Origin of the sequence: Cedecea neteri, assembly GCF_000757825.1 — a bacterium.
GTDB lineage: Bacteria > Pseudomonadota > Gammaproteobacteria > Enterobacterales > Enterobacteriaceae > Cedecea > Cedecea selenatireducens.
Window position 1 is genome coordinate 4,839,619 of sequence record NZ_CP009451.1, and the last position, 21,693, is coordinate 4,861,311.

General features: G+C 52.8%; 10 protein-coding genes and 1 pseudogene. 9 read left to right on the top strand and 2 right to left on the bottom strand.

Features of this window, described 5'->3' with window-relative positions; all coding sequences use genetic code 11:
* The first annotated feature begins 17 nt into the window (after positions 1-17).
* From JT31_RS22560 to JT31_RS22570, 3 genes are all read left to right on the top strand, one after another.
* Complete coding sequence (locus JT31_RS22560) at positions 18-197, top strand: YciY family protein (protein ID WP_008454259.1); 180 nt, start codon at positions 18-20, stop codon at positions 195-197.
* Between the two features lie 201 nt (positions 198-398).
* Positions 399-1,928, top strand: coding sequence for a sensor domain-containing diguanylate cyclase (locus tag JT31_RS22565; protein WP_038482508.1), 1,530 nt, complete (start codon positions 399-401; stop codon positions 1,926-1,928).
* Between the two features lie 27 nt (positions 1,929-1,955).
* Positions 1,956-2,720: an EAL domain-containing protein gene (locus JT31_RS22570; RefSeq protein WP_038482511.1), complete on the top strand. Its 765-nt coding sequence runs from the start codon at positions 1,956-1,958 to the stop codon at positions 2,718-2,720.
* Positions 2,721-2,763: 43 nt separating this feature from the next.
* On the opposite strand, the gene JT31_RS22575 is transcribed toward JT31_RS22570, so the two are convergent.
* Positions 2,764-3,060: a YciI family protein gene (locus JT31_RS22575; protein ID WP_038482514.1), complete on the bottom strand. Its 297-nt coding sequence runs from the start codon at positions 3,058-3,060 to the stop codon at positions 2,764-2,766.
* 223 nt (positions 3,061-3,283) lie between these two features.
* On the opposite strand from JT31_RS22575, the gene tonB reads away from it, so the two are divergent.
* From tonB to JT31_RS22595, 4 genes are all read left to right on the top strand, one after another.
* Positions 3,284-4,006, top strand: coding sequence for a TonB system transport protein TonB (gene tonB / locus JT31_RS22580; RefSeq protein ID WP_038483529.1), 723 nt, complete (start codon positions 3,284-3,286; stop codon positions 4,004-4,006).
* A 275-nt stretch (positions 4,007-4,281) separates the two neighbouring features.
* Positions 4,282-5,943, top strand: coding sequence for a ShlB/FhaC/HecB family hemolysin secretion/activation protein (locus JT31_RS22585; RefSeq protein WP_038482517.1), 1,662 nt, complete (start codon positions 4,282-4,284; stop codon positions 5,941-5,943).
* A 9-nt stretch (positions 5,944-5,952) separates the two neighbouring features.
* A complete protein-coding gene (locus JT31_RS23580) occupies positions 5,953-19,074 on the top strand; it encodes a hemagglutinin repeat-containing protein (RefSeq protein WP_038482520.1) in 13,122 nt (4,373 codons plus the stop codon).
* Positions 19,071-19,346, top strand: coding sequence for a DUF6966 domain-containing protein (locus JT31_RS22595; protein ID WP_038482523.1), 276 nt, complete (start codon positions 19,071-19,073; stop codon positions 19,344-19,346). Before JT31_RS23580 ends, JT31_RS22595 begins: the two co-directional genes overlap by 4 nt.
* Before the next feature lie 259 nt (positions 19,347-19,605).
* On the opposite strand, the pseudogene JT31_RS23995 reads toward JT31_RS22595, so the two are convergent.
* A pseudogene (locus tag JT31_RS23995) lies at positions 19,606-19,878 on the bottom strand (integrase core domain-containing protein); the annotation flags it as partial.
* Positions 19,879-20,025: 147 nt separating this feature from the next.
* Here JT31_RS23995 and JT31_RS22605 point away from each other — a divergent pair.
* Positions 20,026-20,223 carry a hypothetical protein gene (locus tag JT31_RS22605; protein ID WP_052049055.1) on the top strand — a complete coding sequence of 66 codons (198 nt, stop codon included), beginning with the start codon at positions 20,026-20,028 and terminating at the stop codon, positions 20,221-20,223.
* 717 nt (positions 20,224-20,940) lie between these two features.
* A complete protein-coding gene (locus tag JT31_RS22835; RefSeq protein ID WP_052049056.1) occupies positions 20,941-21,690 on the top strand; it encodes a ribonuclease domain-containing protein in 750 nt (249 codons plus the stop codon).
* The last annotated feature ends 3 nt before the right edge of the window (positions 21,691-21,693 follow it).

The window sequence follows — 21,693 nt, forward strand, 5'->3', positions numbered from 1 at the left end:
AAAATTGAGTCATAGAAATGAGGCGTAGCAGAACGGAAGTCGGGCGTTGGCGGATGCAGCGTCAAACGCAAAAACGCAGGGCGCGTTGGCTGGAAAGTCAGTCACGGCGCAATATGCGCATTCATGCCATTCGCAAGTGCCTGGTGAACCAGCAGCGTAATTCATTGCTGTTTGCCATCCACGATCGCTGGGCATAAGCATCGGGCACCGCGTGCGGTGCCCATCAAAAAATTCTTCTCCCCCTTAGAGTAAACCAGGAAATAAGCCTTCCTTTTGGCCGGAAATTATCGTTCCAAACGGCGGAAGTTTGTTTTTAAAATGATCGTGATCATCATCCGGGCAAAAAATAACGTCATAATCCTCGCGATTTTTCTTATATCTCCAGGATGTCTGAATAAGTGATTAGTGATTTAATTAAAAAGGATTTCTCTTACTCCAGGAGAATTAACTTTCTGTTTGTTATTATTGTTGCCGTGCTAATTGTTTTTAGCTCAATAATCTCCTATGTAAGTTATAATCACCAGAAAACCACATTAAATGAAGAGAACGAGGGTTTTGTACACAATATTGCAACGTTCTACCTGGAGCAGCAGCTAAAAACCTTAGAGAATGCGCTATGGCAAAACTCTATTATGCTGAATAACAATTACGTTGAGGCACTGGTCAAGTCTGAAGACGAAGAACTGGAGAAAAAACTCACGACGTCAATCTCAATGCTGCCTGTCGTTTCAGGGTATATTATTGCTACGCGCGATGGCCGCTATAACAGTATCCCCAAATCTTACGTCGACAGTAATTATATTCTAGCGGGGCGAGACTGGTACGAACGCCTTAGTGCGAAAAACTCATTTGTTAACTACTCCCAAATTTATGCTAATGCGATAGATAAATCGCCGGTGGTGACGATTGCCAAACTGCTGCATGACGATAAAGGCGAGCGCTATGGCGTGTTTGCTATGGATCTGAATCTGATCAATATGAGCTACGTGCTGCGCCAGCTTGAGAGCCCGAGTGAAGGGCACTTCTCGATTGTCGATCGCCAGGGGCGAGCCATCCTGGATGCAGACAGCGATGCAATAGGCACCCCGACTGTCCCGCAGGCAGCCATTGAGCGAATGACCAACGGACTTGGTTCATTTCACGACAACGTCACCAGCAAGCGTTATTACTATTATTCTTTCTCTAACCCCGACTGGTTTGTCGTCTTTACCGTTAAGGATAAAGTAATAGATGAGCACACCTTCTACTATGTCTGGGTTATTTGGGTGGCATTCGCCTTCTGCCTGACCATTTATTCATTGTTGTGGGTCTTTATGCGCCATTCGATCAAATCGATGATCGTGGATATCGTTTCGATGATGCGCTTTGGTCGGCTTGAGTTAAAGAATGATGTAGATAAGCAAATTTTAAATGAGATTAATGAAAGCAGTCAGCAAATTAAAAATGCAAAAAGTGCTTCACTAACGGATGGTCTCACCGGCCTGCTTAATCGTCGAAGCTTTGATAATGATATTAATTATTTGTTAACCCGTAAAGCTCCCTTTAGCCTCGGAATTATCGATATTGATAACTTCAAAAAAATAAACGACGGATACGGTCATCTTGTTGGCGACACGGTTTTGAAAGTTATCGCTGATATGGGCATGGGGCTGCTGGACGATTACGCGAAGCTTTATCGTTACGGCGGGGAAGAAATTGCCTTTATTTACTTCTCCGATAATCAGGTTAAAGCCATGGAAATTATGGAGTGCTGGCGTAAACAGGTGGAAAGTAAAACCTGGCGTGAGCAAGGACTGACCGTCACCTTCAGCGGAGGGGTTTGCCCGTGGCGCGGAGAGGGCTACGAGGCGCTTATCGAGAAAGCTGACAGGCTGCTTTATAAGGCAAAATCCAGTGGTAAAAATAAAGTGGTTATCGCGACCAGCTAAGAAAAGCCTGCACTAAGGAGTTGTTACATGGAGAAAAGCGCTGAGTTCATCGTTAATCGCGTGATGAAGAATAACTTCAGCATGGCTTTTGAGTCGTTGCTACAGCCTATTTTCGACACATCAAGTTTTAAGTGTGTCGGAACCGAAATGCTCATCCGGGGCGTGCATCGCCGGGCCCTTGTCGCCCCGGATCTGTTTATTCACCGTCTGGAAGACAACGGCGGCATCGTTTCTTTGGGTGAGCATATTATCGCCACGGCTTTTAGCTACATGAAAGACGTCATCATGCCGCATAACAGCAGCTATTTAATGCACCTTAATCTTTCACCCGTGCAGTTGAATGACGTCGGTTTCGCCGGACGGGTTATTGCCCTCGCAGTGCAGCGCTCTGTGCCCGTGCAGCGCATCGTGTTTGAGATAACGGATAACCATCTTCCGTTAGATGACGCCGGGCGTGAAAATGCCGTTCGCCTTCGCGAGGCTGGCTTCTTGCTGGCGTGGGATGATATTCACAGCGTTGAGCAGCTGCAGGACAGGCTGGCCCAGGTGGATACGAACTTCATTAAGCTCGACCGCTCCTGTTTCAAGGCGACGTGCAGTGAGGAAACGCTGCGTATTGTCAGACGTGCGCAGGAGAGTGAAGTGGATGTTATTGCCGAAGGGGTGGAAACCTTTTCGCAGATGCAAATGCTGTTCAATAACAATGTCAGAATGGCACAAGGCTATCTTTTCTCGCGCCCCCTCGATCGGGACAGTTTTCGCCATAAGCATTTGCTGACGCCGGAAACCTGATTCCCTAGTGAGCCTGCTCACGGCAGGCTCGCTTCACCGCAAATCAGAACACTTTCTTGAAAGGCTTCACTGCAACATGAGCGTACACGCCTGCGGCGACATACGGGTCGGCGTCAGCCCAGGCCTTTGCCTCTTCAAGGGAGGCAAACTCGGCAATCACCGTTGACCCTGTGAAACCTGCCGCGCCAGGGTCGTTGCTGTCGACGGCTGGCATCGGGCCTGCGGTGAGCAAGCGGCCTTCATCGCGCAGCAGCTGGAGACGGGCAAGGTGAGCAGGGCGGACCGACAGACGTTTTTCCAGCGAGTCGGCAATATCTTCAGCATAAATGACGTACAACACGGGCACACTTCCTTCTTGATGTTGGGTTGTAAACCACGGTAAGTGAATGCCGTGCAGACTGCAATTGAAAGATAAACAGGATGTTAAATCCTTGAGATAATTAAGGGAAAAGTGCTTAGTGAGCAGGAAAAAATGCCTCTCAGGACGATGCGTTGTTGAATATGATTGCTATTTGCATTTAAAATTGTCGTCTCTTAAAGATACTGAAACCATTATGACGTCAATGACCCTTGATTTACCTCGCCGCTTTCCGTGGCCGACTCTTCTCTCCGTCGGGATTCATGGTGCCGTTGTGGCCGGGTTGCTCTACACCTCGGTACATCAGGTTATTGAGTCCCCAGCGCCTTCGCAGCCCATCAGCGTCACGATGGTCGCTCCGGCTGACCTTGAGCCTGCGGTTGTTCCGCCCCCGCCACAGCCGGTAGCGGAACCCGAGCCTGAACCTGAGCCAGAACCGATTCCTGAGCCGCCGAAAGAAGCCCCGGTGGTCATCCACAAGCCGGAGCCTAAACCCAAGCCGAAGCCTAAACCGGTGAAAAAAGTCGAGCAGCCGAAGCGTGAAGTTAAGCCGGTTGAAACTCGGGCGGCTTCTCCGTTTGAAAACAACGCTCCGGCACAGCCATCGCCAACCCCGGCGGCAAAACCGGCGCCAGCAGCACCGGCACCGTCGGTGAATACCGGGCCACGTGTGCTCAGCCGCGACAGGCCACAGTACCCGGCGCGTGCCTTTGCGCTGCGTATGGATGGCAACGTACGCGTGAAGTTTGACGTGGATGCTGATGGCCGCGTGAACAACGTGGAGATCCTTTCCGCTCAGCCTGCGAATATGTTCGAACGTGAGGTTAAGCAGGCGATGAAAAAATGGCGCTACGAAAGCGGTAAGCCTGGGCAGGGCATTACCGTCAACATCAAGTTCCGCATTAGCGGCGGTGCAAGCGTGGATTAATCTCCACTCGTTCATCAAAAAGGCTGCACATGAAAATGTGTGGCCTTTTTTCTTTTCTGACTTCTTTTTATTTTATTGTTGATTATTATTCGAACGACTTTTGATTTTTATTAAAAACAGTAATTTAGTTATTCTCATGTCACTTATCCTAAATTTTAAAATAGACTTATCGCAAATTAACTACCAATAATAATAGGATTTTAATTTAAGACTTTTCTTATTTGAGTGTGGGCTGGCATACTTAAATGAAATGAAAAAAAACTTACTTTAACTTTATGCGCCACTACCATAAAGCCGTTCTTTTGTACGCGCTATCTTATTATCCTTTGAGCTATGCCGCACCGCTAACGCCTGCCGACAGGGATACGGTTCTCCAACAGCAGCAGGATTTATTGCTGCAAAATCAGCAGCAGCGTGAAGAGATCCAGCGAAGCCTCAAGCCCCGACTGGCAAGCCCAGCAGCGGGGCCAGAGCAGGGACCCTGTTTTACAATCCGCCAAATCATTATTGATAACGCCACGCTGCTTTCCGTGCGTGACCAGAACAGATTAATCACTCCCTATATTAATCAATGCCTCGGCATGGCGAAGATCAATAATCTTACGCGTGATATTTCTGACTGGTATATCAGCCGCGGATATATTACCAGCCGCGCATTTCTGACCGAGCAGGATTTGTCCGGAGGCACGCTGCATATTGCCGTGCTGGAAGGGAAGCTACAGGCCATTCACATAGAAGGGGCTTCTTCGCGTCAGCTTAAAATGGCTTTTCCTGGGCTTGAAGGAAAAATACTCAACCTGCGCGATATTGAACAGGGCATGGAACAAATTAACCGGCTGCGGGCCACGCCGGTACAAATTGAAATATTGCCTGGCGAGAAAGCGGGTGAGTCGATTGTTAATCTCACCGCAACCCCGGAATTCCCGCTATCGGCCGCGCTGGGATTTGATAATAGCGGGCAAAAAAGTACCGGCACCGGGCAGCTTACCGGCTCGCTGACCGCCAATAACCCGGTAGGGCTGGCCGATAAATGGTTTGTCAGCGGCGGGCGAAGCAGTGACTTTGCCAATGACTACGACGCGCAAAGTTTTCAGGCCGGAGTCAGCGTGCCCTGGGGCTATAGCCTGGTCGATTACAGCTACAGCTGGAGCGACTACCTCACCACCCTCAACAACAAAGGCTATCTGTGGCGTTCCACAGGGAGAGCCGAAACGCATCGCCTGAATCTCTCGCACGTGCTTTACCGAAACGGCGATCTGAAAACCGCCGCCACCATAGGCCTGACTCACCGCCTCAGCCGTAACTACCTCAATGACGCGCCGCTGCTCAGCAGCAGCCGCAAGCTCACCAGCCTGCAGTTCGGCCTTAACCATACGCAGAAAATTGGCGGCGGCGTGGCGACCTTTAACCCGTCATTCAGTCACGGCGTGCCGTGGTTCGGTGCCGAAAACGATAATGACAAACGTGATGATGCGCCAAGAGCCGGGTTCAAAAAATGGAGCCTGAGCGGCAGCTTCCAGCGCCCGCTGACGCAAAAAATCTGGTGGCTAACCAGCGTTTATGGGCAGTGGTCACCGGACCGACTTTACGGCAGTGAACGCTTAACGATAGGCGGTGAAAGCTCCGTTCGCGGCTTTAAAGAGCAATACCTTTCCGGCGACAACGGCGGGTATCTTCGCAACGAGCTGAGCTACTCCTTGTTCAGCCTCCCTTATCTGGGCGAAGTCAGCCTGAACGCAGCAGTGGACGGCGGCTGGCTGCGCAATGACAACGACGATCGGCAGGCCTCCGGGACATTGTGGGGCGCCTCGGGCGGCATCACCGTGGTCGGGCGCTACTACTCCAGCCAGTTCACGGTTGGCTCGCCAATTCACTACCCGGGCGATCTGGCCCCGGATCATCTCGTGATTTATTACCGCCTGGGCCTGGCAATTTAAGGTAAAGATATGGATAAGCACCCCGTTGGATTAGCAAAGCGCCTGTTAAGTTACCTCGTCATGTGCCTGATTGCCGGGCAGCCGGTGTTTCCGGCGGTGGCGGCGACAATTAACCCGGTTACGCCGGGTGCGCAGATGGATCAGGCCGGAAACGGCGTGCCGGTGCTAAACATTGCCACGCCAAACCAGGCGGGGATCTCCCATAACCAGTTCCAGGACTACAACGTCGGCAAAGAGGGGCTGATCCTTAACAACGCCACCGGGCAGTTGACCCAAACCCAGCTTGGCGGGTTTATCCAGAACAACCCGAATCTCAAAGCTGGCCAGGAAGCCACTGGTATTATCAACGAGGTTATCGGTGGTAACCGTTCTCAGCTGCAGGGGTATACCGAAGTGGCTGGGAAAGCGGCCAACGTGATGGTCGCTAACCCTTACGGCATTACCTGTAACGGCTGCGGGTTTATTAATACCCCCAATGCCACCCTGACCACGGGCAAGCCTCAGTTTGATGCGGCCGGGAATCTGCTCGCGCTGGACGTCAGCAAAGGCAGCATCACGGTAGAAGGCCAGGGCCTGGACGCCAGCAAAAGCGACGCGCTGTCGATTATTGCCCGGGCAACGGAGGTTAACGCCGGGATTCATGCCAAAGATCTCAAAGTGACCGTGGGCGCCAACCGCGTTTCATCTGGTGGTGCAGTTACGCCGATAGCCGGAGAAGGATCTGCGCCCGTGGTTGCCGTTGATACCGGTACGCTGGGCGGAATGTATGCCAATCGCATTCACCTTGTTTCCAGCGATAAAGGCGTAGGCGTCAACCTCGGTAATCTTAACGCTCGCCAGGGCGACATTACCCTCGATGCCAACGGCAAGCTGGTGGTCAATAACAGCCTCGCGAGCGGCAACCTTACGGCGCAGGCCGATAGCGTTGTGCTGAGCGGGGAGCACAAAAGCGGGGGCGCAGCGCAGGTCAATAGCCGTTCTGACATCACCTTAGCCAACGGCCAATTAGCCAGCGACCAGAACATCACGCTGAACGGTAATGGGAAGCTGGCGCTGAATAACGGCACGCTGACCGCAGGCAATAACATTCATTTAAATGCCGCAGCAATAAGCTCAGACGCTGCCAGTGAAGCTAACTCTGGCGGTGCGATTCACGCCAGCGCGGCTACACGCATGGACAATGCCGGTAAGCTGACGGCGGGCGGCGACGTTGCGTTATCTGCTGACCAACTGGCAAATAGCGGCCAACTCACCGCCAACGGCGCATTAAGCGTCAAAGCAGGGAATTTTAACAATAGCGGGAACGTGCAGGCGCAGCACAACGTTCAGCTTGAACTCGGCACGTTCAACCATAGCGGCCAGCTGCTGGCTGGCACAGGGCTCACGGTTTCAACCGGGGATGCGTGGATCGACGGCATGCTCAGCAGCGGCGGCGACCAGAACGTCAGCAGTAAAAATGCGCTGAACGTTGGCCGTAATGGTCAGCTTTTGAGTAACGGCAAGCTGGCGCTTCAGGCCGATAGCTTTAGCAATGCCGCCACGGTGAATGGCAGGCAGGATGTCTTGCTAAGCAGCAGGCTGTTTAACGGTCAACAGGGAAGCTTGCTGGCCAGCGGCGGTCATCTTCAGCTGTTTGCACAGGAAATGCAGAGTGCCGGGCAAATTACCTCGCTGGGTGGGCTGACATTCGAGGGCGACCGGTTAAAAACCCTTGCTGGCGGGCAGGTGCAGTCGCAGGGCGACATGTTGCTGCAGGCGAGGGATTCCGCCTTCCTGGCAGGAACGCAGGCCGCCAAAGGCGATCTTACGGTGAGCACTGGCACTTTTACACACGCCGGGAGCACCAGGGGAAACAACGTTTCACTGCGGGCAAAACAGCTTGAAACCAGCGGCAGTCTCCAGGCCGACGGCACAATGTCTCTTAGCGCGGACAACATTGTGCAGCAGGCTGGTGGTGCACTACTGGCTCAAAAGAACCTGCAGCTTAGTGGCAACAGCTTCACCAACCGTGGCTCGCTGGACAGCGATGCCTTAACGCTAGCTATCACCGGGCACATCGCTAACCAGGGCGACGGCAGAATCACCGCCCGCCATGGCCTGACGAGCACATCAGAAACCTTCCATAACGAGGGGCAACTGGCGGCGAGCTCGCTTGATTTGTCTGTCCATAACGACCTGACCAACAACGGTAGCGTACTGGCCGAGAAGAGCCTGAGCGTAACGGCGCCGGTACTCAACAATACCGGGCAGCTCGGGGGCTCATCGCTCACGCTGGATACCACCTCTTTAGATAACAGCGGGCTGCTTCAGGGTGGGCAGATCCTGACGTTAACCGCCGCAGATCTGACTAACCGCAGCGGCGGGAAAGTCATCAGCGGCAGCGGGCTTGAGCTTAGTATTCCGCAGTTAACCAATGCCGGGCTGATTTCGGTAAAACAGGGGCTGGCTATTGAGAGCCTGATGTTAGCCAACAGCGGCAATATCGAATCGCAGGCGATGACGCTGAACGTGGGGCAGCAGTTCGACAACCTGACCGGCGGCGTGCTGCTGGCAGAAAAAACGCTGCATCTTTCCAGCGCTAATGCTAATAACGCCGGCAGTCTTCAGGGCAAAAACCTGACGATCGATGCGGGGCAATGGAATAACAGCGGTCTGGTCACCGCAAACGAGCGCTTAACGGCCAGCGTCAGCGGGGAGCTGAAGAACAGCCCGGATGGGAAAATCATCGTCGGCAAGCCAGACAGCCAGGGCGCGATTGTGGGCGGGCAGTTTGATCTGACGGCTGGGCGCGTCACGAACAAGGGCTGGCTGCAAAGCGGTGGCGGCCTGATCCTCACCGTGCAGGAACTGGCGAACGCTGGCGTGATTTCTGCCGCTCAGGCGGCGGCAATAGAAGGCATGACGCTGGGCAACCAGGGCCGTATTGAAGCGCAGGATCTGCAGCTAAAACTTCGTGAAAAAGTGAATAACTTTACCGGTGCGGTGCTGGTGGCAACGCGCAATCTGCAGCTCACCACGCCTGAGCTGGATAATACCGGCAAGCTGATTGCTGACAGCGCGGTTGTGGACGCACAAAACCTGACTAACACCGGCTTGCTGCAGGGGAATTCAACGCTAACCGCCAGAGGCGATATCTTTAATAACGCAGCTGGCGGGGAAGTACTGGCCGGGGGGACTCTGGCACTCAATGCTCGCCAGATGACTAACTCGGGCAATGTTCAGGCTGACGCTGCGACGCTAAACGCCGGTCAACTCGCCAACGGCGGCAAGCTGCTCGGCTTATCCATCCTCAATCTGACCGCCACAGACAGCGTTTCCAATACCGGCAAAATTCTTGGCAAAGACAAGCTGGCTCTAAGCAGCGGAAGCCTGGAAAACCAGGGTACGCTGGCCGCCGCAGACCTCAGCGTGGAAAGCCAGCGTAACGTGAATAATGGCCTGTTACAGGGCGAAAAATCGCTACGCCTTAACGCCACGTCGCTCAATAACCTCCAGCAAGGAAAAATCATCAGCGGCAGCGGCCTGACGCTGGCTATCCCGGAGCTGAATAACGCCGGGCTGATTTCGGTTGAACAAGGGCTGGTCATTGACGGCGCGAACCTCACCAACAGCGGCAACATTGAAGCCAGCGATACAAACCTGACCGTTGACGCCCTGGCGAACGGCGGACTCATCCAGGGGAATCAGTCTCTTCGCTATCGGGGCAATAAGCTGACGAATACCGATACAGGCCAGCTTTTAAGTGACGGAGACATCGCCGTTAGCGCTTCCAGGCTGGAGACTGCGGGGCGTGTACAAGGCAGAAATATCACGCTGACCGGTGGGGCTCACGGGGGTGAAAATACAGGGCAGATACTCGGCCGCGACGCGCTCAATATCTTGTTCGACGGCGCGTTTAACAACGGCGGTCGGCTTATCAGCCAGAACCAGTTGAACCTGAACGCGGGCCTTCTTGAGAATAGCGGCGTTATCGTGGCCGCTAAGCAGATTCAGCTGGCCGGTGAAAGCTTTAACAACTCCGGGCAAGTTATAGGTGACAACGTCACACTTCATTCCGTTAAGGGGCAAAACGACGGCCTGCTGCAGGGGGATAGCGGCCTGCAGCTCAGCGTTACGCAGTTTGGCAATGGTGCGGCTGGAAAAGTGCTGGCCGGGGGTGGGCTTGATATCAGCGGCATTCAGCTGAGCAACGACGGTGTGCTGCAGGGGCAAAGGCTTACGCTGCAAGGCGGAGATCTCACCAACGCCGGCTCGCTGTCTGGTAAAGATGCGCTTTCAATCAAGACCGATAAATCGGTCACCAACGATGGGCAGCTTCTGAGTCAGGGAGAGCTGCAGCTTTCAACCGGCCAGCTTAATAATAATGGCGTACTTGCCGCGGCAAAGGTGGGCGTTCAGGCCGACACGCTTAACAATACGGGAACGCTGCAGAGCAATAGCGCGCTGGAGCTTCACAGCGCCGCAGCGACAAACAGCGGCACGCTGCTGGCGAAGCAGGCGCTGAATCTCATCGGCACAAGCCTTAACAACAGCGGCACCGTTCAGGGCAACACGCTTTCGATTGCCGCACAAAACGGATTAACCAACCAGGCCACAGGTAAACTGCTGGCAGCCGACACGTTTGACTTCAATGGCGACGCGTTAACCAATAACGGCGTCGTTGCGGCGGATAACGCGCGTCTGGCGGTCAACATCTTCAATAACGGCGGGCTGATTCAGGGCAATAATGGCCTGTCGCTTTCCGGGGCAGAAGCAAAGCGGCCCCAGGCAATGTTTATGCGAAGTTTCGCCGTGGCTCAATCTCCGGCAGTTCGCGTCCTGAATAACCTGAGCGGTGGCAGGCTATTAAGCGGCGGCAAGCTGGACATTGCCGCATCCGATGTCAATAACACGGGATCTGTTCAGTCCCACGAAAATCTGACATTTACCGCTGACAGCCTGAATAACCAGGGCAGGCTTTCTGCCGGGAATTTGACGCTAAATATTGCCCGGCAGCTGAATAACCAAAACGGCGGCGTAGTCGCCGCGAATAATCTCGAGCTAAACAGCCGCCGGATTGATAACCAGGGCGTGCTGCAGGGCGACAATACGTTGGCGCTGAATACTCCGGAGTTCAACAACCTTGCTGGCGGCCAATTAATAACGGGGAGTTCGCTTAGCCTGACGATCCCGCAGATGGTTAACCTTGGCCTCATCTCCGTGAAGGAGGCGTTAACGCTTTCAGGCGCGAGCCTGGACAACCAGGGCACGCTGCAAGGCGGCAGCCTGACGCTGAACTTTACGGGCAGCATTCTCAACCGTAACGCGGCAAAACTCCTGGCAGAGAAAGGCCTTTCTGCGCAAACGGCAGACCTGAAAAACGCTGGCACGCTGCTGGGCGACACCGTTGAGGTTAACGCCAACACGATAAATAACGGCGGATTGCTGCAGGGTAATTCTGCGCTGAAGGTGGGCTCTGACACGTCATCAGCGCTGACGCTGACGAATCAGAAAGACGGGAGAGTGCTAACCGGCGGGCAACTGGCGATTAATGCTGACCAAATTAGCAATGCGGGCGTGATTCAGGGGCAGCAGCTGGGCGTGAAGGCCGCCAGCTGGAACAATAGCGGCAGCGCGCTTGGCATTAACGGACTGACGGCTCAGGTTGATAACCAACTTACTAACGGCGGACAGTTACTAAGCCAGGGCGTAAGCCGGATAACGGCGGGAACGTTAAACAACACCGGAGCACTGTTGGGCGAAGGCAACCTCGATCTTACGCTGGCGTCCGGCCTGGCAAATACCGGGTCGATGACGGCCAACGGTGCGGTGACCGTTACTGCTCCGGTCATGCTAAACCAGGGGCAGATAGTAGCGAAAAATCTCTCCCTCAGCGGTAGTTCGCTCAATAACAGCGGTTATATCAGCGGTGTCGAAGGGCTGGGACTCTCGCTGGGCGGCAACCTGGATGTGCAAACCGGCGGAAAGCTGCTGACCAATGGTTTGCTGGCGGTCGGGGCCAATATCCTTACCAACCTGGGCCGCGTGCAGGGCAATGCAATTACGCTTAACGCTGCGGCGCTGAACAACCAGGGGCGCATTGAAGCTAATTCTGCTGTCAATGGCACGCTGCGCGGCAACCTGGATAACGGGCAAAACGCGGTTCTGCTCAGCCAGGGAACCCTGGATCTAAGTGCGCAGCAGCTAACCAATAACGGGACGATGCAGGGGAATGGCAACACCCGCATCGATCTGCGGGATCGCGGCAGTAACCAGGGGCAGTTGCTGAGCGGCGGCACGCTGACGCTCAATGCGCCTGGTTTTACCAACGGCGGTTGGGTTCAGGGCTTTGCGCTTTGGCTTAACGCTGGCTCGCTGAACAATAGCGGAACGGTGCTGGCGCAACAGCAGGGTACGGTTGGCGGCAGCTATATCCTGAATAACGGGATGTTACAGGGCGCTAATTTAACCGTTAATCCCGGGCAACTGGATAATAACGGTACTGTCTATGCCACGCAGAATTTGGGCATTACGGCCACGCAGGTGAACAGTGCTGCGGCCGCCCGATTGCTGAGTCAGGGCAACATGGGGATTAATGCCGGGAACACCAGCCTGCAGGGGCAGGTTGCGGCGCTGGGCAATCTTTCTCTTAACAGCCAGGGCAGCTATAACCAGCTGACAACGCTGGCGGCAGGCAACACTCTGGCGGTTAGTAGCCAGGGCGATATTAACGTGAATGGCCTGATGCAGGGTCAGGGCGTGCAGCTCTCCGCCGCAGGCACGTTAAACAATAATGGGCAGGTTCGTGCGGGCTATGGTGAAAGCCATCTTAGCGCCGCTCAGCTCAATCTGAACGGCTCAGGCAGCGTGCAGGCGGGCGGCACGCTGCGTCTGACCAGCCAGAACGGCATAAACAACTCGGGCTTTGTCGGCACCGCCGGTGATCTAATTGCCAGCGCGGGCGGCACGCTGCTCAACAGCGCATTGCTCTATGCGGGCAACAACATGAGCCTGTTTGCCAACAGCATCCGCAACTCTCGTGGCGATATCCTCGCGGGCAGCAACCTCTGGATGCAGCGCGACGCGGCGGGCAATGCCAGCGCGGAAGTGGTGAATACCTCAGGAAGTATTGAGACCCAGAACGGCGATATTTCTATTCGCACCGGGCATTTATTGAATGAACGGGATGGTTTCACCTATTCCGAAAGCGTGCAGAATTATCCGGGTAGCGGTGAGTCTTATATAAATATTCGAGCTGGCGATATCGATCCACGTAAGCTGAAGTATAGCTACGGAGAAGTTTGTACTGGTGGCGGAGGAATAAATAACAATGAACACTGTCGTCCCTCTGTTGCTTTGGCACTTAAGTCCCAGGATCAAATTAAAAGACTGTTGAGTGAAAAAACTGTCACTGCTGTAGCTCAGGGAGGGGCAGGACGAATTTCTTCCGGGAGAGATGCTTATCTGGCAGTAAATCAGCTGGAAAATAATGCAAGTAACATTCTTGCCAGAAACAACATGCAGCTGAGCGGCGAGACATTAAATAATCTGTCTGCGGTATCTGGGAAAACCTCTGTTTATCAGGTCTATAACACACCCGTAAATACATCGTGTGTTAAAAACCCGGACACCTGCATGTCAGGATGGTCCAGTATTCCTGAAAACGGCAGCGTTTACAGTGTGACCCGTCATTACTCTGGTGCATCAGAAAAAACACTCTTTAAATACACGCTTCAGCCGGGGGTAATAACTGAAACATCCGGTGGCGATGTCACTTATCGCGCTGTGATTCAGGCTGGTGGCGCAGTCGTCGCTAACTTCAGCAACAATATCAGCAATACTTCTGTCTCAGCCAATACGCCGGGGTATACCCTAGGGAGAAGCGCTCCAGGGCTTAATTTAGCCGGTGGGCCAGGCGTAAACGGCGGTGCTCAGGCGGCCGATCTGAAAACGGGCACGAATAATAATGTGACCGCGCCGCCGGCAACGATTGATATACCCGGCAACGGTGAAAATCCTGGTGGTAACGGTGGATTAGCCGTTGTCGATAATCGTCCGAAGAGCAGCACTGACTATGGTCAGTCCGGCGGCAAGCTGGCGGAGATAAACCAGCAGAATGGTTCAGGCATTGATTTGGCAGGCAATCCGGCGGGCCTGGCTAATGGTGGCATCACCAATATTAACGGTGAGACCGTAGAGCTGACAAAACAGCAATCGGGCGAGCCAGCACGTAATAAGAATGGTGATATTGCTGCCGCGACGGCTCAGGTGATGGCGCTTTCCAGCGGGGGCAAAACGCCGCCGCCTCCGGGATACGATTATCGTCCGATCGAGCTGACGGATATTTCGGCAATTACCTCTCAGCTGACGGCCAACGGATCGCCGATTAAGCTCAGCGATTATCCGCTTCCTTCCAGTAATAACGGCTATTTCGTGGTCAATAAAGATCCGAAAAGTCCTTACCTGATCGTCACGAACCCTAAGCTGGAGGGGCTTGGAAAGCTGGATAACAGCCTGTTCAACGATCTCTATAAGCTGGCAGGCATGGCGGCGCCAAATGCTCCGCAGGAAACGCGTGCCACTTATACCGATACCAACAGGTTCCTGGGGTCGGATTATTTCCTGGCGCGCCTCAATTTACGCCCGGAATACGATTACCGTTTCCTCGGGGATGCGGCTTTTGATACTCGTTATGTCAGCAACCAGATCCTGAACCAGACCGGCAACCGTTACGTTAATGGCGTTGGTTCAGATCTGGAGCAGATGCAGTATCTGATTGACCATGCCGCTCAGGCACGCGACAAGCTGGGGCTAAAACTGGGCGTCAGTCTTTCAGCAGAGCAGGTCGCGGCGCTGGATTCCAGCATCCTGTGGTGGGAAAACGCGGTGATCGACGGGCAAAATGTCCTGGTCCCAAAACTGTATATCTCGCCGAAGGACGTCGTGGTTAATAACGGCAGCATGATCGCCGGAAATCAGACGATCCTTAACGCAGGGAATATCATCAATGACGGCAGCACGCTGCAGGGGAAAACGCTGCTTAGCGCCAGTAGCCAGAATGCCATCAGCAATATTAACGGCGGTGAGATTAATTCAGGCGGCAGCCTGCAGCTCAGCGCGATGGGGGATATCAATAATATTGGCTCCACCATTGCCGGGCAGAAGGTAAGCCTTGAGAGTGTTGGCGGCAACATCATTAACCAGACGCTGACGCACCAGTGGGATACGGGCGGTAAAGCGAGTGGGCGGAACAATCCGGTTCTGGCATTTTCGAATACGGAAGTGGGTCCACTCGCTTCCATCAAGGCTACTGACAGCCTGAGCCTCAGCGCTGGCAAAGATATCCTCAATACCGGCGCTAACCTCAGCGCAGGTGGCGATATGCTGCTTAAGGCGCTGGATAATATTTCTCTTACGGGCAACCAGCTTGATGAGCGCAAGCAGGTCGGTAGTTATTTTGAACAAAACAGCGCCTACAAAGGAAGTTCAATCACTAGCGGCGGAACGCTTAGTCTGCAAGCCGGCCGCGATATTGCTGTTAAAGCTAGCAGTCTGTACGCAGAAGATAATGTGGGGCTGCAGGCCGGTCGGGACGTTAACCTGCAGTCTGCGGAATCAACGCACAGCGACAAATACACCGCGAAGAAAAAGGTCGAAATCAACGAATCCGTGCGTCAGCAAGGTTCTGAGATCGCCAGCGGCGGAAACACCACGATTATTGCCGGGCGCGATGTTAACACCCAGGCCGCGCAGGTCACCGCTCGCGGTGATATTGGCGTGGGTGCAGGGCGCGATATAAACCTCGAAACCGCCACCGACAGCGATTATCACTACGACGAAGAAACCAAAACCAAAAAAGGGTTCCTGAGCAAGAAAACCACCCACACCATCCATGAAACCAGTTCGACTCGCGAAGCCGGGACATTGCTGAGCGGCGATAACGTGACGCTGAAAGCGGGTAACGACCTGCTGGTGAAAGGCTCGTCCGTAGTGGGCGACGGCAATGTGGCGCTTAACGCGGGTAATAACGTTGATATTGTGGCCGCGACGGACACGGATACCTCCTGGCACTTTAAGGAAACCAAAAAGAGCGGCCTGATGGGCACCGGTGGCATCGGCTTTACCATCGGCAGCAGCAAAACGGCCCATGATCTGCGTGAGCAAGGTACCACCCAAAGCCAGAGCATCAGCACCGTGGGCTCAACCGGCGGCAACGTCAGCGTGAATGCCGGTGGAATGGCGCATATTGGCGGCGCTGACCTGGTCGCAGGCAAGGATCTGTCGATATCCGGCGATAGCGTACTCATTGAGCCGGGGCACGATAAACGCACCCGCGATGAGAAGTTTGAGCAGAAGAGCACCGGGCTGACCGTGGCGCTTTCCGGGGCGGTGGGCGACGCGATCAACAATGCGGTAGAAACTGCGCAAGCGACGAAAAATGAAAGCGACGGCAGGCTGGCTGCACTGAAGGCAACGAAAACGGCGCTGGCAGGTGGGCAGGCGTATCTTAACTCTCAGCAGGCTACCGCTTCAGCAGATCCAAACAATGGTGTAGGCGTCAGCATCTCGCTCACGACACAGAAATCCAAATCTGAACAGCATATGGAGTCGGATAAGGTTAACGGCTCGAGCCTGACGGCAGGTAATAACCTTAATATTTCGGCTACTGGTAAAGGAAATAGCACTGAAAGCGGCAATATCCTGATTGGCGGCAGCCAGCTCAAAGCGGGGGGAGACACTTCTCTGGCGGCGAGCAATGATATTGTGTTGAGCGGGGCGGCCAATACGCAGCTAACGACCGGAAAAAACAGCAGCAGCGGCGGTGGCGTAGGCGTCAGCATCGGCGTGGGCAGCGGAAGCGGTGGCATCAGCGTATTTGCCAACGTTAACGCCGCTAATGGTAAAGAAAAGGGCAACGGCACCAACTGGACGGAAACTACGGTCGACAGCGGCGGCACGGTGTCCCTCACCAGCGGCCGCGATGCCATCCTGAACGGTGCCCAGGTCAATGGTAATAAGATCCGTGCCGATATTGGCCGCGATTTGTTGATCAGCAGTCAGCAGGACTCGAATAACTACGACAGCAAGCAAACCAGCGTGGCCGCTGGGGGCAGCTTCACCTTTGGCTCTATGAGCGGCTCGGGGTATATCAGCCTCAGCCAGGACAAGATGAAGAGCACCTATGACTCGGTGCAGGAACAAAGCGGTATTTTTGCCGGCAACGGCGGCTTTGACATTACCGTGGGCAACCATACTCAGCTGAACGGCGCGGTGATCGCCAGCCGGGCTGATGCAGATAAAAACAGTCTCGATACCGGGACACTGGGCTTCGCTGATATCGGCAACCAAGCCGACTATAAAGTCAGTCACAGCGGCATCAGCCTGTCCGGCGGCAGCAACATGTCGGCAGGTTCAATGCTGGCCTCTAACGGCCTCGCAAACGTCGGCACGCTGCTGGCCGGGATGAACGGTAAAGGCCACGCCGAAGGCACCACGCAATCCGCCGTGGCGAATGGTAATATCACGATTCGCGACAAGACGAATCAGCAGCAGGACGTTGCCACGCTGAGCCGCGATACCGAACATGCCAACGGCAGCATCGGGCAGATCTTTAACAAAGAGGAAGAGCAAAAACGCCTGCAGACGGCGCAGCTGGTGAGTGAAATCGGCGGCCAGATGACCAGCGTGGTGTCGACGTATGGCGATATCCAGGCGCTGGACGCGGTGCGTGCGAAAGGCAGCGATTACGCCAAAATGAGTGCGGCAGCGCTGCGTGATACGGAGGCTTATCAAAAAGCCTTCGGTGATTACGGTATCGGCGGTAAATACCAGATGGTGGCGCAGTCGGTGAGCGGGATTCTGGCGGGCGCCGCCGGGGGCGATTTCAATAAAGCCCTCGCGGATGGCCTGAACCCGGTGATGGCGCAGGCTATTAAGGGCGCGACTGAAGGCCACGAATCTGCCAACCTGATGGCGCACGCGGTCTGGGGCGCTCTGGCGGCGCAGCTTTCAGGCGGCAATGCGGCAGCAGGTGCGGCGGGAGCATTCAGCGGTGAGCTGGCGGCCAGGTATATCGCAAGGGAAATGTTCCCCGGTAAAGACCCGGGTAATTTAACCCAGGACCAAAAACAGCTGGTCAGTCTGCTCGGCACCATGGCGGCAGGGATCGCCGGCGGCGTGGTGGGGAATAGCACCGCAGCGGCGACCACGGGCGCTCAGGCCGGGAAGAATGCGGTTGAGAATAATGCGCTGAGCGCTCCGGATGAGAAGCAACGGCAGGATGCGAAATGGTCACTGCCGTACATCAAGGATGCAGGCGAAAAATCAAAAGCTGAAAAACTGGTTACTGAGCTCAATGCAAAAGATAAAGAGTTCGATACCGCACTCGATAAAGCCTGTAAAGAACTGTCTTCAGCAGCCTGTCAGGGTATGCGTCAGGAACTGGCCGCGATGGGCCAGAGCTATGACAAGCAGATGGACGGGCAGTATATCGGCACAATGGGTAGTGTGTACAAAGAGGGCGCGGATAAGATCGCCGGCCAGCAATGGCAGTACGCCACCGCAGATGCAAGAGCCCAACGTGATGCCGATGTTCAGCGTATAGAGCAGAACTGGAACGTTAGCCCGAAACTGGCATCAATAATCTATGATGCAATGACTTATATTCATGCTGGGGCAGCGGTCGGGGGTGCTGCTTATGGAATGACGAAAGCTGGCAGTGTGTTAGATCACCCAAATATTTCAGGAAAAGTATTAGGCGAATACTCTGCGATAAAACCAGGCCCTCTACCTGACGTTAGAGCTGAGACATTTTCAGGCGGGCGCTATAAAGAGGTACTTTTATTTGAAGATACTTTACTTTATAGAGGGGGAACTATTGACACCCCCCTTGGTCAATTTTTTAGTTCTGATAAGCCAGCAGGTATTATTCAAACGCGTATCGATAAAGCTGTTTTACCTGTTTGGCCATCTGGTGATGCATCCCCAATTGAAACATCTTTTGGGTATAAAATACCTGCTGGTACAAAAGTGTATATAGGCGAAACAGGCTCTCAAAGCGGATTTTATATAGGTGGTACAGAGCAAATATATGTGCCAACGCCGTGGAAAATACCAGGGGTTGAAATGATATCTAAGGATTTATTGAAATGACAAACATTGATGAGATTGAGAGCATCCTTGATGAGATGTGTCGTATCTTAAAAGAGTGTAATCTTGAGCGATGGGCTAATATATTATTGGATATAAAAAAAATGGTTCGACATGACACTAAGGAAGCCAGATATTCAATAATGTCTTTGTATGGTGGTATGGGCTCTTTAAATGATCTGGTTTTATTTAAGGATGGCGTCATGCTTGTCGAGGAAAATGATGTTTTCGACGAGCTAAGAAATAGGTTATATCATCTTGGGAAGACATTGTAAGGTATAAAGAGTTCTCATCATCATGAGGAGGGGTTGCTTTTAATTCTCTCATTCGCTTTTAGAGATCTTCCGACATACTGAAAATTTCCCTTGTGGAGAGCGCTATGCGTAAGAGCAGATTCACTGAACGTCAGATTATCGCCGTTCTGAAGTCCGTCGAAGTCGACCGGTTCGTCAAAAAGTCTGCCGCATAACTTTATTCCTTCACAACAGAATAAAACGGCGCTGCCGGGTGTTCCTGCTGTAAAAAACACTTGTTTTAGTTCCATGTACTTTTTGATGGTTCCGGTTTTTCAGCCCTCAGCCGGTATTCCTCCGGCGTCAGGTTATTCAGGGATTCATGGGGACGCTCGCTGTTATATTATTTCAGCCAGCGCTTCGTGATTCCCACTGATTAATTCAATGAGCAGGACAGATAACAATCCAGAATTTGTGTCTGGTAAGTTCGATTGAAGCACGCAATAAATGCGTTCTATTTCGGCTTGCTCGGCTTGATAAATTCGAGCTGCACTCCATGTTTTTCGGTCCATTTTCTGGGGTGCTTATAAGATATTTCACAGGGATAAAAAAGCTGTAATGATGCTCAAGTTTTATCGCGAGAGAAAAATAGACAAAAATCGAATAAATGAGATTATCCCAAATGATAGAATCATAATGGAAATTCAGTGATCCCCCAAGCATGGCTGTTGTTGTTAATAAAGAAATAATTTATGCGGGAGAGTGGATCGCTTATGTATCGCATGATAACGATGATGGCGCATGGCAGTTCCATACTAATCAACCTGAAGTTGTGTTTGAAAAAAATGCTATTTTAGTCAGTCTGAAAAATATTGTTGATCTTGATCCAACAATTACTCTCCTGGCCGATCTCTTGTAAGCACTCGTGGGGAAACTCACATACCACTACCAGCAGATACAATGCCGCCAAAAAGGTAAGCTAGAAATGATTACAAATGATGAACTTCGGGAGTTTGAACAGTCGATATTTACCGGCGTTATTGTGGAGGACGGCTCTTTAGTTTTGCTATTTTCATCAGGTGCCAGAATTACAGTCCAGGCCCGTTTCTGTGTGGAAGAATAGATAATTTAAAGGATGGGCATGGTGAAAATTTATCAACAAGTAACCTTCTTTTCCCTTTGCTTAATCAAATTGTTGAGTCATGTTCAATGCTTGATGGTGAAATATTAAGCCTGTCTTTTAGCAATGAATGTCATATACGTATTATTCCTGAACGCAATGGTTTTGAATCTTATGTGATTACGACTAGTCGGGGTGATTATCCGGTGATCTCTCACTGAGCAATATTCCAATTCAGTTGCCATCCGTTCCTCGACAACGGGGAGAATTATTATTCGAGACAGTATAAAGTCTTAACTAAAAACGCACGCTGGGGAAAAATGTTCTGATGGTAAAAACACATCAGCAAAAACATATTGAAAGGACAGGGAAAATGCCCTCGCGATATCCATGTTCGCGTCGGAGCAAGTTGTTGTTGAGAACAATAATCTGGCAGTCGTCGTGCGTCTTGGTGTCACGGCATGCACTAAGATCGCTACATGCCGTAACATGGTAGTGGAGAAATGACTGGGGGCGTTGCTGGGCATCGGCGTGGCGAAAACGGCGATGGACAATCTCTCAGATGCAGATCGCACAGTGATTCTGGCAGCGGCCATGACGGGTAAAGCCGAAGCAATAGAGCGGCTGACCCCGGAGCAACAGGCGGCGTATAAGGAAATGGTCGAGAGTCAGAAAGGCATTCTGCTTCCGTTGCCGGCGCTTGATCGGCCGCTGGCTGACAGTACGCTGACGAACCCCACCCCGGAGCAGAACAAAGGCACGACGCTGACCACACCGGATCAGCGCGATCGAAACGGCAGCAACCATACCGGGAATACTAGTGGTGTGCCTGATACGGGCGGCAACACCACGGTAACGCCGATTCAGGATGGGCCAGGTAATGATGATCTGATTTATTTATCAACAGGAAAAAATACTGTCAGGTCTAATACAAATGAATCTATTCGATTTATTGACGGTGTAACCGTCAAAGATATAAAGACAGGAGAAAATTTTAGCGGAACAGTGGATTTAAAGCCTACTCTTGACAGGATCCAGAGTAGTGGTTCATATCCACATAAGAACGATGGTTACACATTCCAGAATCGTCCTGATAGAGTTACTGGTAAAACAGGTCCCCCTCCGAAGCAGCCTGGATATTATAAAGAATATGTACATCCAACTCCAGGTATCTCAGGACCTGGCCCCCAACGAATTGTTGTTGGACAACAAGGGAAGGCATATTATACAAATGATCACTATAAGACGTTCATAAAAATCAAATAGGAG